Raw genomic sequence first — 12,930 nt, 5'->3', positions numbered from 1 at the left:
TCACGGTATTTATTCCATCAGGCCATAGAGAAGTTTGATCTCCTCCTCCCAGATGGAGGGATCCGGTGTTTCAAGGACCATGGGGATATGGTCAAAACGGGGGTCGTTCATGATGAATTTAAACGGTTCAAGCCCCAGTGACCCCCTTCCGATGCACTCGTGTCTGTCCACCCGGCTTCCAAAAACTTTTTTCGAATCGTTCAGGTGCATGGCTTTGAGATAGGAGATACCCACCAGATCGTCAAAGGTCTCGAGTGTGTTTTCAAATGCTTGGGCTGTCTTAATATCGTACCCGGCAGAATAGGTGTGACAGGTATCCAGGCAGACCCCGATGCGGCGCTTGTCCTGAACATTTTCGATGATCCTTGCCAGGTGTTCGAATTGATGTCCCATATTGGTTCCCTGGCCGGCAGTGTTTTCGATGACCACGGTGACGCCGGCTGTTTCTTCCAGTGCCAGATTGATCGATTGGGCGATCCGCTCCAGACAGTGATCGGGATCCATTTTGTTCAGATGGCTTCCCGGGTGAAAGTTCAGGTATTGGAGGCCCAGTTGTTCGCAGCGCTGCATCTCGTCAAGAAAAGCAGTCCTTGATTTTTCCAGGGCGGCTGCTTCCGGGTGCCCCAGGTTGATCAGGTAACTGTCATGGGGAAGGATGTGCCCGGGATCATAACCGCCCTTCTTGCAGTGTTCCTTGAATTGGCTGATATTTTTGTCGGTCAGGGGTTTTGACACCCACCGTCTCTGATTCCTGGTAAACATGGCAAAGGCCTTTGCACCGATACTTTGCGCATTTTGGGGGGCGTGTTCAACGCCTCCGCTGGTACTCACATGTGCTCCAATATACTTCATTTTTTTTCCTTCCCCGGTTGAGCTATTTTTTTTCAGGCCATACCATGCCGGCTCACAGTGAGCAGGCGTTTTTTCAGTCATTGGCAAAATGTTTCCTTCTCTGGTTACAATAAACCTCAATATAATTAAAGAAAATTCTTCCGCCCCTCATAAAAATCTTTAGCCATCCCTATAATTTTGGTTGTTTTTGGTTATAATTGGTTCGTTTGTTTTAATATAAATGGATTCTTTCATTAACATTGACAATAACAAACCCTGGTGGTACCACACAAATAAATTTAATATTTATGGAGGTACCCTATGCGATTCCTATACGTTTTAATTTTGTCTCTTCTTGCGATCCCAGCCTGGGCAGGTCCAGATTTAACCATATATGCAGGCGCTGGGTTAATGAAACCCATGGAGATATTAAGGGCTGATTTTGAAAAAGAGCAGGGTGTAACAATAAAGGTACATTATGGCGGATCAGGAGAGATTTTCGGGATGCTGGGTATGGGCAGATGTTGTGATGTCTTTATTCCCGGTGCCGAAAAATACACCAATGATGCAAAAAAAAATGGCTGGATCAAACCGGGAACAGATCGAAAGATTGTCAAACATATCCCGGTTATTGTGGTGCCAAAAGGAAACCCCGGCAACATTAAGACACTTGCAGATCTGGGCCGCTCAGATGTTAAAATCACCCTTGGTGACCCAAAAGCCTGTGCCATTGGAAAAATTTCAAAAAAACTGCTCGAGAAAAACAAATTGTATGACCAGGTAAAAAAGCAAGTGGCGGTTTCAGGGCCCACGGTGAACCAATTGTTAATTTATGTGGCAATGAATCGGGTTCAAGCTGCCATTATCTGGGAAGATGTTGTGGCCTGGGCAGAGGACAAAGGAAAAGTGGAAGTGATCCGGATTCCTGAACAAGATAATGTCATTAAAACCGTTCCCAGTTCCGTAACCAATTGTTCAAAAAACCAGGTGCTTGCTCAAAAGTTTAACGACTATATTGCCTCGGACAAGGCCATTGAGGTTTGGGAAAAATGGGGATTTAAAAGATGCACAGACTGACCTGGTTCAAGCTGGTCTTGATCGTTCTTCCCATCAGCCTGACCTGCCTGTTATTGGCCGCTATATTTTCTCTCATCCTGGTCCCAACCTTTGCTGAGATCTGGGAATGCCTGCTCAGCAAAGAAATGCTTTTCTCCCTGAAACTGACCGTATGGACAAGCCTTTTATCCACTTTTTTAGTGTTTCTGGTCTCGGTTCCCACGGGGTATTCCCTTTCACGAATTGATTTTTGGGGAAAAAGCATTGTCAAGACCATCATTGATCTTCCCATTGCATTTCCCGAACTGGTTTTGGGATTATGCCTGCTATTGCTGTTTGGCAAACCTGAAATACAAAAAATTCTCGGGGCAGCAGGCTTTGATTTTGTATTCACCAAACAAGGCATCGTTGTTGCCCAGTTTTTCACCGCCCTGCCCTATTCTGTCAGGATTATAAAATCAACATTTGATTATATTAATCCCCGCCTGGAATTTGTATCGCGAAGCCTGGGATATTCCATGTTTGAAACCTTTTTAAGGGTATCTCTTCCCCTGGCAAAAAGCGGCCTGCTGGCGGCAACCATTATTGCATTCGCCCGCAGTATCGGGACCTTTGGAACTGTTTTAATTCTTGCCGGCGGATCCTATATGCAAACTGAAATTCTTCCGATTACACTGTATCTAAATATTTCCTACGGGAATATGCCAATGGCAATCACTTCGGGTATTATTCTTGTCATTGTATCGTTTATTGCCATCCTGGTATTTGAAAAATCAGAGGCCAGTATATGAGTTATTTAAGTATTGAAAATTTAAGTATAAAACTGGGCGAGTTTGAATTAAAATCCCTTGATCTGAACCTGGACCAGGGGGATTATGCAGTCGTTATAGGTCCGACAGGTTCCGGGAAAAGTATTTTACTTGAATGTATAATAGGATTTTTCAACCCGAAAAAAGGCAAAATTATCTTGGATGGTCGTGATATTGTGAACGATTTGCCTGAAAAGAGAGGGATTGGTATTGTATATCAGGACTATGCCCTCCTGCCCCATTTAACCGTATTCCAAAATATTGCCTATGGGTTAAGAAAAGTTGAAAAAAGTATTATCCGAGAAAAAGTTGCAGATATTGCGGCAAGCCTGAAGATTGAGCATCTCCTGGACCGAAAACCTGCGACACTTTCCGGCGGGGAACAACAGCGCACGGCTCTGGCGCGTTCCCTGGTTGTCAATCCAAGGCTTTTGCTCATGGATGAGCCTTTTTCAGCCCTTGATCCAACCACAAGAAGAGAGATCCGTCAGCTTCTGTGTGATGTGATTGATAAAAAATGCACCACGGTTATCCATGTGACCCATGATATGAAAGACCTTTGGACCCTGGCTGACAAAACAGCTATTTTAAAAAAAGGACAGATTATCCAGTTTGGAACGGTCAAAGAACTTTTTGAGCGGCCTGCCAATAAATTTGTAGCCGATTTTATGGGGGCATCCTTTCTGGAAGCGGTTGTTGAAGAAAAAATTAACAATAAGACCTGTCTTAAAATTGATAATTTTAATCTTTTCTCCAAAGATGCCGCTGTAAAAGGAGAAACGGTTAATGTTGCAGTCCGGCCCGAAGAAATTTTATTGTACAATACCCCTCCGAACAACCTGAACGGTGACAATTTATTTAAAACCAGGGTTGAACGAATAAAATGTGAGGGGGAAACCTGGGCGCTCAATGTTAAAATCGGGCAGACATTGCTGGAGGTGAATTCAACCCGGAATATGATGGCCGGACTTTATCCGAAACCCGGTGACACGCTTTATGCACGAATAAATACCAACCATGTCAGAATTATCCGATAAAAGACGATAATAATATTTTGTTCAAATGATTTTCTATATAATAATTTTTGACACCATGATCAGAACGCTGTACACAATTAATCTGACAAGCAGACGACTGAACAATAGATATCTTTAACAAGAAAAATCTATAGCACCCATTCTACAGGAAATTACCATGCCACTGAAAATCACCACCCTGATTGAAAATAACCCGGGAGAAAATAAATCCCTTGCATCGGAACATGGACTTTCATTTTTTATTGAAAAGGACGGGGTCCAAATTCTGTTTGATACCGGCCAGTCCGGAGCATTCCTGGAAAATGCCCGGCAATTGGACATCGATCTTGGACGCCTTGATGCCGTGGCCATCAGCCATGGTCATTATGATCATTCCGGGGGCTTTAGGGCATTGACAAACATCACCACCCAATTCACCTTCTATACCGGCAAGGGCTTTTTTGACGAAAAATACGGTGTCAGCCCGTCTACCAGTAAATTTTTGGGAAACAACTTTGACCCGCAGTTTCTTGCAGTTAAGGAAATCAGGCACGAAACGGTTCAAGAGCAGGTCACGCAAATTTTCCCCGGCATCTTTATCCTGACAAAATTTCCAAGGGTTCACGCCGATGAAGTCATTAATCCCCGGTTCATGCTGCTCAAGGACGGCACATTCCACCAGGATCTATTTGAAGACGAGATCTGCCTTGCCCTGGATACCCCCAAAGGACTGGTGGTTATCCTGGGATGCTCCCATCCAGGTATGAAAAACATACTGGATGCGGCGCAATCCTTTCTTAAAAAACCGATCCATGCGGTCCTGGGCGGAACCCATCTGGTGGAAGCCGGAAAGGAGAACCTTGATCTGTCCATCCAATATCTGGCAAATAGTTCCATCAAGATCATCAGTGCCTGCCACTGCACAGGAGAAGTCGCTATTAATCTTCTCTCAGCCGGCAACGATCATTTTGTCGCCAACCGGACAGGAAGCACCCTGTTCGTCAGTTAATTGTTTATAACCTGCCGAACAGGATGCCTGCCCATAAGTTACCATTTTACGGAAAGAAAGATACCATGACCACTCCTGAACCCCACCAGCATTTGGATACCATCTTCAAAGCCGGATTAAGCCGGGTCGACCCGTTTCAGATGATCATGGACCATGTCCATCTCACGGAAAACCACCTGGAGGTTAATCTTGAAGGGAACAACCACGCCATTGATCTATCAGGGTACACCCGGGTGTTCATTATCGGGGCAGGCAAAGCCACAGCTCCCATGGCCCTGGCGTTTGAAAAGATTCTGGGCGACAGGATCACCCAGGGACTTATTGTTGTCAAGTACCAACATACAACGCCCCTGGACCGGGTGGAAATCCTGGAGGCAGGACATCCCGAGCCGGATAAAAACGGCGTTACCGGCGCTGCCCGGATTATGGAACTGGCAAAAAAAGCCGATGCCCAAACCCTGGTAATTACCCTGATCTCAGGGGGAGGATCCGCCCTGCTGCCACTGCCCCTATGTTGCGACGCCCAAGGGGAAGCCGTGGCCTTGACCCTTGCCCACAAACAAAAGGTCACCCGTACCCTTCTGGAATGCGGGGCTGACATCACCGAGATCAACTGCATTCGAAAACACCTCTCCGGTATCAAAGGCGGCCGCCTGCTCCAACAGATCTTCCCCGCCGCCAACTTAAGTTTTATTCTTTCCGACGTGGTGGGCGATGATCTAAGCAGTATTGCATCGGGCCCCACGGCACCGGATCCCACCACCTTTGACGATGCCCTGGCCATCCTTGATAAATATACCATTAGAGCTGACATCCCCGGGCCGGCCCTGGAGGCGCTGATACTTGGCAGCCGGGGAAAAATTGCTGAAACCCTCCAACAGGGAGATCCAGCCCTTGGGCAATCCAACAATATCCTCATCGGAACCAATCAGCTTGCCATGGAAGCTGCCGGGGCAAAAGCCCGCAACCTGGGATACAATGTGGTGTTCCTGACATCCCGCATCACCGGGGAGGCAAAACAGGTGGCAAAATTTCTCAGCGGCATTGCCATTGATACGGCATTGTCAGGCATGCTGGCCCAAAAACCTGTGTGCATTATTTCAGGCGGAGAGCCGGTGGTCACCCTCCAGGGAAGCGGGAAAGGGGGTCGAAACCAGGAGATGGCCCTGGCCTTTCTGGAGGAAATAAGGCGAAGACCAGACCTGTTCGATACCATAACCTTTCTGGCAGCCTCCACGGACGGCAATGACGGTCCCACGGATGCAGCCGGCGCATTTGCCTCTTTGGAAATACTTGAGCAGGCAGCCGCGGCCGGACTCTCCATTAACGCCTACCTTAAAAACAATGATTCCTATCATTTTTTCGAAGCCATAAACGGACTCTACAAAACCGGCCCCACCAATACCAATGTCTGTGACCTCCATATAATTCTTGTGGGCAGTCCGGCCTGATCATTGCCCCCCGGATCACTGCATTAAACCTGTCCCAGAGTACTCCTTAAAAGCTTGCGATTAAAGATCCAGCATCTTGAAAAAATCATATATATCAGATAATAACCCAGAGGAACTCTCAGCTATATTAGATAAGGAGCGTTGAATGATCAGAACAATGGGTTGGTTTTTATATAGGGTGTTTATACCCTTATGTGTTATTTTCATCGGTGCCCAGGCAGTCTTGGCACATCCCCATGTGTTTATTGAGCAGGAAACAAAGATGATATTCGATGAAAAGGGACTTGCAGGTGTTAAGATACACTGGAAGTTTGATGAAATGTTTTCCACAATGATTTGTGAAGATTTTGATACGGATAAAAACAGCATCCTGGATAAAAATGAAGTTGCAACGATCAAAGAAAAAGCCTTTGGATATATTGCCACCCATAACTATTATATTCACATGAAAATTGATGACAAACCCTTTGTGGTTAAGTTTGTCAAAGATTTTAATGCCACCCTCACCAATGGCCAACTCATATATGATTTTTTTATCCCCTGTCATGTAAGCGCAATAAAAACCCAAAAAAAAATCACCCTGTCACCCTATGATCCGGAATATTATTCGGCGATCTATTTTCCGGAAGGAAAGCATTTGGAAATACAAGGCGCGGATCTTTTTACAATCGAAACAAAAGTGGAAAGAGATAAGTCCACATTAATTTATTATGAAACCGTTAACCCCCTGGCAATATTTGTAAGTTTCAGGCAAAAATAAATGAAAAAATCAATTTTCCTGTTTTGTATTTTCCTGTTTTGTATTTTCCTGTTTTGTATTTTCTTATTGTTACTTTCTAACGTATCCGTTGGAGCGGCCCAAAATCCCTTCACTTCAAAACCGGAAACGCATCATAAAACCATGGTGCTTCCCGTAAAAAGCAAATTCTTCGTTAAAATTGTTTTTTGGCAACAACAGCTAAGGGAAAAAATGTCCCAACTGATTCGGGAGGCAACTGCTAAAAAAAAGATAGCGCCCCTGCTTTTGTTGACCCTGATGGCATTTCTTTACGGGGTTGTCCATTCAGCAGGTCCGGGACATGGGAAAGCCGTTGCATTGTCCTATATTTTATCTTGCAAACCAAGCCTGCACCAAAGCCTGATTTTTGGGAACCTTGTGGCCATAACCCACGGGGTTTCAGGTATCATGCTTGTCCTTTCCGTTAAATATATTCTACACACAAGCATTACCCGCTCTCTTGAAAACATGACCCATATCACCCAGATCATCAGCTTTTCATTGATCACACTTATTGGGTTAATTATTTTCATCAAAAGCCTGTTCACATGGTTCAATGATTCCGCCAGGGCGACTCAAAAACAGACACGACTGTTTGCCAATCCATTTGCAACGGCATTGGCAGTTGGCATGGTTCCATGCCCGGGTGTGGTGATGGTCATGTTATTTGCCATCTCCTTAAATCTAACCGGCCTGGGTATTGTTCTGGGCATCTGCATTGCAGCAGGAATGGCCTCAACCATTACCCTGGTTGTGCTGGCCGGCATGTCAGGCAAAGCAGCCGTTCTCAAATTATCTGATCATAATAGCAGGCGGCACCGTCTTCTCGGAAACGCAATGGAATCCATCTCCGGTCTTATGGTCACATCTTTGGGTTTCATTTTGTTGCTCGCAAATCTTTAACCACACCCCCCCGGATCACTGCATTGAACCTGTCCTAAAGGGTGCGTTTATGGTATCAATTTTAACAAAGAGGCGGTTGCCTTTTCTATTTCTGTCTTGTCCATCAATTGGATTCGATATTTTCCCGTCAGGTACATCTGGGCCTGGTCATCATAATGAGAATCAAAAAAGTATCCGCTTTGGCCGGTTGGATTAATTCCCAGGGAATGATCCGGGTCTGCAAAATCAAAGATTCGTCGGGTGGAGGGTCCAATGTATACGTCAAATGGTGGAGGGCCTATCCTGAACCCCTGATAATTGGGGACATCCCTTGATCCCTCAATTTTAAAAGGACCGATATTAAACAATTTGTCCAGGGGTTTTTTCCGGCCCATGGCATGGACATATTCCACCGTGTGAAGATCCCCCCAGACCCATCGTTCAGGATCATTGCCGGAAGCTTGCTTTAAAGCATCAATGGCCTGGAACCAGGCCTTTGAGACCATATCTCGTTGAGATTCTTTTTTTGAGGTGGTCCTGTCATCCCACCAGGGAGAGTTTTCAAGCCCCATGATTTTAAGAACTGCCTTGTCCGGAAGGCGTGTCCTTAAAAATGCTTTGAAAAGGTCCTCTCCCAGCTCATCTTCAAACATAGCTTTTGCAAGGTAATAATGAAGGGTGTAAAAGACAGCCGCCCCTCGGGTAGAAAGACGGTGAAACCCATCCCAGCGTTCAAAATCGTCAAAGGCTTTTTTTGAAATAGCATCCTGTTGAATGGCCGGGATGCTTTTCAGCACCTCAACCTGTAGTTCTTTGATGCGTTTATAGAATGCCGACTGCGTATCCAGCTGAATGGCTTCCATATCCTTTGGGGACCAGTTTTTCTCTTTCTGGCCCAGCAATCTTTCAATCCTTTTTGCCCGGTTATCAAGGTTATAATATCCCGGTACTATGCCATTGCCAAAATCCTGGGGTTGGTGGTTGGCCGAAACAATAATGCCCGATGCAGGATTGATAAATTGCGGATTCGCCTCAAACGGCCAGGCCCCGATATAGTCATTGGCAGGGTCTGAGCCGTCCTGGATAAAATTGGGGTCCACATGACCCGGCCTTTTGGGCAGCTTTGCAGTAGCCCACCATCCGATATTACCGCTTGCATCGCCCATCACAAAATTCAACCCGGGGGCATGGATTTTTTTAAGGGCATCCGGTGCATCAAAAACCGTATCGATATGGGAAAGTTCGTAGAATCCGCTCAATATGTCATTGCCAAAATCATGGAAGGCCCAGGAAACAGCAACTGGTCTTTTTTCCGTGTTCAGCGGATCCAGGATATCATTGATAATCGGTCCATGCTTTGAGCTTCTAACCTTTAAAACCAGGTCCGCTTCATTTTTCACCTTGATAATTTCATCTTCCATTTCAAGGTCGGTCCATTTACCATCAGACCATACCTGATCCAAATTTTTGGGGTTGGGTTTTTCAACAAACAGATCCACGTCATCATTTTGAAACATGGTCAGGGTCCAGGCAACTTTCTGGTTGAACCCCATAAGGGCCATGGGAACGCCCGAAAGAAAATGGCCGTAAAAATTTAAGTCCGGCGTGACAAGATGGGCTTCGTACCAGACCGAGGGGCAGGAATGGGCAATGTGGGGGTCCCCTGAAAGAATGGGTTTCCCGGAGACAGTTTTATTCCCCCGTACGGCCCAGGCATTGCTCCCCTCAAAAAATCCAACCGGAGAATAACGGGTCTCAATATCAGCCACCAGGCCTGCCATCCGGGCCAGGGATTTGTGGGTATCTGTCAACAGTTTCAACGGGGGAGTAGCTGAAGCAAGGTAATCCATATCACTTAAATAGTCCTGACCAAGCTCATCCCGGATAAAGGTAAGCACCGGATCCGTCTTGAATCCCGAGGCAAAGCTGTAGGCCATATAGCCGGCAACACTGATAATGTCGGACAGCAGATAATCTGTCTTGGGAATCTTTAAAAGATCAAACTCAATGGGGGCAGGCCTGGTATGAATATAATGATTTATGCCGTCAAGATAGGCCTGGCTGACTTTAAATGTAGGAGTGGTCTTGTCGGTTTTTAGCATATACTCTCGTCCGAACTGATTTAATCTCAAGGTTCTAAAAAAAGAATCGGTTGATTTCAATTTGGGACCCAGTATTTCGGCCAGTTCTCCCTTTGCAAGGCGGCGCAGCAGCTCCATATGAAAGAGTCTCTCCTGGGCATGAACATACCCAAGCGCATAGTAGGCGTCTGTTTCGTTCTTTGCGTAGATATGGGGAACCGCAAAGGTATCAAACCGGACATCAACCGGACCCGCCAGGCCAGGAAGCGTTATATTTCCTGATCTGACCGCCTTTTTTGAGTTTAGATAATAGGTACCCGCTCCAATGGTGATCAAAATAACAATTACCAGTCCCACGCCTGCCCTTCGCATAAACTTACCCATGATCGCTGCTCCAAATATAAGAAATCGATTATCCTGCCAAGGTCAAAATGCTGCGGTTCTCGTCCGCAGACACAGCCACAAAATTGTCAAACCTTTGGTTCACGGCAACCTACCGCCGTGAATTTAAGGATTCAAAACAAGTTCATGTTTTGAGTGTTTTGCTATTTCCCTGTCACTGAACCACCAATAAAGTTTACCCCCATTAAGAAAGGAATCAATCTGGTCTGTTCTGTGTTTATTAAACAGTCTGCCCGAGGTGCCTCCGGGAAGAACCGCAACCACCTTATCCTTATCACTCAAATCCGCCACCATCCGTAAGGAAGCGGTTACAAAAGCATCATAGGGCTTGTTAAATTTATAATATCCGCGGTAAAGGGTTTCTCCGGAGCCGCCAAATTCGTGTGATCCACCCCCCAAAAGCGATTTTCCAAACCCTTTTTGCCGAATTGTGCTCACAAATTCCAATTTATGTATTTTCCCCCAACGCCATTCTTCAGGGTTTTCCCCCATTGTTCCTGCAAATTCTTCCCTCGTTTTTAACGCCGCCTGGTAGAACAAACCCTCCATGGTTTCTTTTTCCGGGGTCAGAACATCATCAAAGTATTCAAACTCACCCTCTAACACTTTTGCAAGCAAGCTCTCCTGCCAATAATACCAGTTCCCCAGCATGACCGATGCAAGCCCCTCCCCCAGCTCATCCTTGTAGACCAGAATCGCAAAATTTCTATAGACCGACTGAAAAATTGAAGGGGCTGATTGGTCGATATCATCCCGATAATCCCAGGAGGACAATATCTCCCCCATCTTTTTTGTATCGGAATGTTGTTTAAGCGCACTCGCCATTATGGGTGCAATTTTTTTTGCCATGAGATTTTTAGTATCCCGCATAAAATCCCAGTGGTCGTCCACGGAAAATTTATCCTTGGAATTAAAAAGTTGTTTTAATCTTCTATAACGAAATGAAGGGGAAAAATGAGAGGAATAATAATAGGGGTAGTCGGTGTCAACGGTTTTTTGGTTACAGGTCCCCAGCCACCCTCTTTCCGGATTAAAATTCTGGGGCATTTCATCCGGCTTGATCCAGCCCTTCCAATTGTCTGTGCTGTCTTTAACCACAAAGGGAATCAAGCCGGTATTTTCCGACCGGACCGGCAGCTTGCCTGACACCTGCCAGCCGATATTCCCTTTGGTATCTGCATAGGTAAAATTCAAGCCGATGGCCGTTATCTTGCCGATTGATTGTCGTAAATCATCTGTGGATTTAGAATATAATACAGATCTCAACCCAAGTTCATTTGCCATTCCTTCAAACATGGAACATCTTAAGGTCATTAATTTATCTGTTTTCAAATCCTTTAAATTATCTGAGATCACAGGTCCCCGCCGGGTCAGTTTAATCTTGTAGCGTTCTTCACGAAATCCCTCTGGCACTTCCTTATCTTTAACCTTAATAATTTCATCGATGACCTTAAATGCAATGGATTTTTCGCCTTCAAGATATCTGTCAGGATTTTTGGGGTCCACGGTTTCAACATATAAATCCTGGGCATCCCCATAGGAATTGGTTACCCCGAGTGCAAAATAATCTGTTCTGCCGATCACCATCCCGGGAATACCCGGAACGTTAACCCCAACAGCCCTGAAATCTGGACAAAAAAGACCTATGGGATACCAGGGCCCTGGAAGTTTTGTGGCGTTCAGATGGGGATCATTGCTGACAATGGGCTTGTCACCCGATGACAACCCGGCATTTGCCGCCCAGTTATTGCTGCCTATTTCAAGATCACTTCTATCAAGAAATGCTTTTATTTTCGTGTCTGCAAAAATATTTAAATTCAGAGAGTCCCCATTGACATCCCATGGTGAAGCGGTGTTATCAGAACTGTCATCGGGATTTATATTAACGGGAAATAATGCCTTGGCTTTTTCAGGACCCAGTTTTTCTATTAACATCTGGGTGATTATTTCATCTTGAAGATTTGCAGAGGACCCCCATCCCATATAGTACAGCACGGACAAGGAGTCCGGGATGGTCCATTTCTCCGGCACAATGCCCGCCAGTTTTAATTTTATGGGGAAATTATCCTGTCCTGTTTCAATATAGGTGTTGACCCCATCCACATAACTTTGACAAAACGCTCGTTCCTCATCAGACAAAATACCCGCATGCTTTTGGGCATTTCTATAAAACCCGATGGCCCTCATTTTTTTATCCGTGGCAAGGGCTTTATCACCAAAAAGTTCTGAAACCCTTCCCTTGGACAACAGCTTTACAATTTCCATACTGAACAACCTGTCCTGGGCGGTAATAAACCCCTGGGCAAAGAAAGCATCATGGCTGTTTTTGGCATAGATATAGGCCATGTTTTTAGCATCACGGAGAACCCTGACCGGCTCCTTTAACCCTGTAACCGATATCACCCCGTCTTTTTGGTATTCATTAAAACCAGAAACAAAAAAATAGCCGACGAAAACAACGATCAGAAGAAAAATTAAAACAACCAGTTTCTTTGGGGTAAATTTCATCATACTCCTCTCATTTGTGGAAAATTAATCATCATATTACACACTGCCTGGGTCTCTATTTGCTATTTCACAACGCCTTACAGCGGGCATAAAGCGCAGCGGCTTTT

General features: G+C 45.4%; 10 protein-coding genes. 7 read left to right on the top strand and 3 right to left on the bottom strand.

Annotated features, from left to right (window positions below):
- Positions 1 to 9: 9 nt before the first annotated feature.
- On the bottom strand, positions 10 to 933 hold the full coding sequence (nfo, locus tag ACZ45G_RS05420) for a deoxyribonuclease IV (RefSeq protein WP_464175764.1): 924 nt from the start codon (positions 931 to 933) through the stop codon (positions 10 to 12).
- Between the two features lie 219 nt (positions 934 to 1,152).
- Here nfo and modA point away from each other — a divergent pair, with 219 nt between their 5' ends.
- The 7 genes from modA to ACZ45G_RS05385 all read left to right on the top strand — a co-directional run bounded on the left by modA (position 1,153) and on the right by ACZ45G_RS05385 (position 7,853).
- Positions 1,153 to 1,908: a molybdate ABC transporter substrate-binding protein gene (gene modA, locus ACZ45G_RS05415; RefSeq protein WP_464175762.1), complete on the top strand. Its 756-nt coding sequence runs from the start codon at positions 1,153 to 1,155 to the stop codon at positions 1,906 to 1,908.
- Positions 1,896 to 2,678 (top strand): ABC transporter permease, encoded by a 783-nt coding sequence (locus ACZ45G_RS05410; protein ID WP_464175760.1) that lies wholly within the window; start codon positions 1,896 to 1,898, stop codon positions 2,676 to 2,678. Before modA ends, ACZ45G_RS05410 begins: the two co-directional genes overlap by 13 nt.
- Positions 2,675 to 3,733 (top strand): ABC transporter ATP-binding protein, encoded by a 1,059-nt coding sequence (locus ACZ45G_RS05405; RefSeq protein WP_464175758.1) that lies wholly within the window; start codon positions 2,675 to 2,677, stop codon positions 3,731 to 3,733. The genes ACZ45G_RS05410 and ACZ45G_RS05405 overlap by 4 nt, the downstream gene beginning before the upstream one ends.
- Before the next feature lie 157 nt (positions 3,734 to 3,890).
- A complete protein-coding gene (locus ACZ45G_RS05400) occupies positions 3,891 to 4,721 on the top strand; it encodes an MBL fold metallo-hydrolase (RefSeq protein WP_464175756.1) in 831 nt (276 codons plus the stop codon).
- A 65-nt stretch (positions 4,722 to 4,786) separates the two neighbouring features.
- Complete coding sequence (locus ACZ45G_RS05395) at positions 4,787 to 6,172, top strand: glycerate kinase type-2 family protein (RefSeq protein WP_464175754.1); 1,386 nt, start codon at positions 4,787 to 4,789, stop codon at positions 6,170 to 6,172.
- 145 nt (positions 6,173 to 6,317) lie between these two features.
- Positions 6,318 to 6,932: a DUF1007 family protein gene (locus ACZ45G_RS05390; RefSeq protein WP_464175753.1), complete on the top strand. Its 615-nt coding sequence runs from the start codon at positions 6,318 to 6,320 to the stop codon at positions 6,930 to 6,932.
- Positions 6,933 to 7,142: 210 nt separating this feature from the next.
- Complete coding sequence (locus tag ACZ45G_RS05385; RefSeq protein ID WP_464175751.1) at positions 7,143 to 7,853, top strand: nickel/cobalt transporter; 711 nt, start codon at positions 7,143 to 7,145, stop codon at positions 7,851 to 7,853.
- 47 nt (positions 7,854 to 7,900) lie between these two features.
- Here the strand turns inward: ACZ45G_RS05385 and ACZ45G_RS05380 are convergent, their stop codons facing one another.
- Together ACZ45G_RS05380 and ACZ45G_RS05375 are read right to left on the bottom strand one after the other, a co-directional pair.
- On the bottom strand, positions 7,901 to 10,297 hold the full coding sequence (locus tag ACZ45G_RS05380; protein ID WP_464175749.1) for a penicillin acylase family protein: 2,397 nt from the start codon (positions 10,295 to 10,297) through the stop codon (positions 7,901 to 7,903).
- A 123-nt stretch (positions 10,298 to 10,420) separates the two neighbouring features.
- The gene (locus ACZ45G_RS05375; protein WP_464175747.1) at positions 10,421 to 12,826 is read right to left on the bottom strand and encodes a penicillin acylase family protein; all 2,406 of its coding nucleotides are present in this window, start codon (positions 12,824 to 12,826) and stop codon (positions 10,421 to 10,423) included.
- Positions 12,827 to 12,930: the final 104 nt, after the last annotated feature.

This window comes from Desulfoconvexum algidum, assembly GCF_055382125.1.
The sequence above is the reverse complement of the archived record's forward strand: the minus strand, read 5'-3'. Positions and strand labels throughout refer to the sequence as shown.

Bases quoted from the DNA above. Each gene is read 5' to 3' on its own strand.
- ACZ45G_RS05385 (WP_464175751.1), top strand. From the start codon at position 7,143: ATGTCCCAACTGATTCGGGAGGCAACTGCTAAAAAAAAGATAGCGCCC.
- ACZ45G_RS05390 (WP_464175753.1), top strand. From the start codon at position 6,318: ATGATCAGAACAATGGGTTGGTTTTTATATAGGGTGTTTATACCCTTA.
- nfo (WP_464175764.1), bottom strand. From the start codon at position 933: ATGACTGAAAAAACGCCTGCTCACTGTGAGCCGGCATGGTATGGCCTG.
- ACZ45G_RS05410 (WP_464175760.1), top strand. From the start codon at position 1,896: ATGCACAGACTGACCTGGTTCAAGCTGGTCTTGATCGTTCTTCCCATC.
- ACZ45G_RS05375 (WP_464175747.1), bottom strand. From the start codon at position 12,826: ATGATGAAATTTACCCCAAAGAAACTGGTTGTTTTAATTTTTCTTCTG.
- modA (WP_464175762.1), top strand. From the start codon at position 1,153: ATGCGATTCCTATACGTTTTAATTTTGTCTCTTCTTGCGATCCCAGCC.
- ACZ45G_RS05405 (WP_464175758.1), top strand. From the start codon at position 2,675: ATGAGTTATTTAAGTATTGAAAATTTAAGTATAAAACTGGGCGAGTTT.
- ACZ45G_RS05395 (WP_464175754.1), top strand. From the start codon at position 4,787: ATGACCACTCCTGAACCCCACCAGCATTTGGATACCATCTTCAAAGCC.
- ACZ45G_RS05400 (WP_464175756.1), top strand. From the start codon at position 3,891: ATGCCACTGAAAATCACCACCCTGATTGAAAATAACCCGGGAGAAAAT.
- ACZ45G_RS05380 (WP_464175749.1), bottom strand. From the start codon at position 10,297: ATGGGTAAGTTTATGCGAAGGGCAGGCGTGGGACTGGTAATTGTTATT.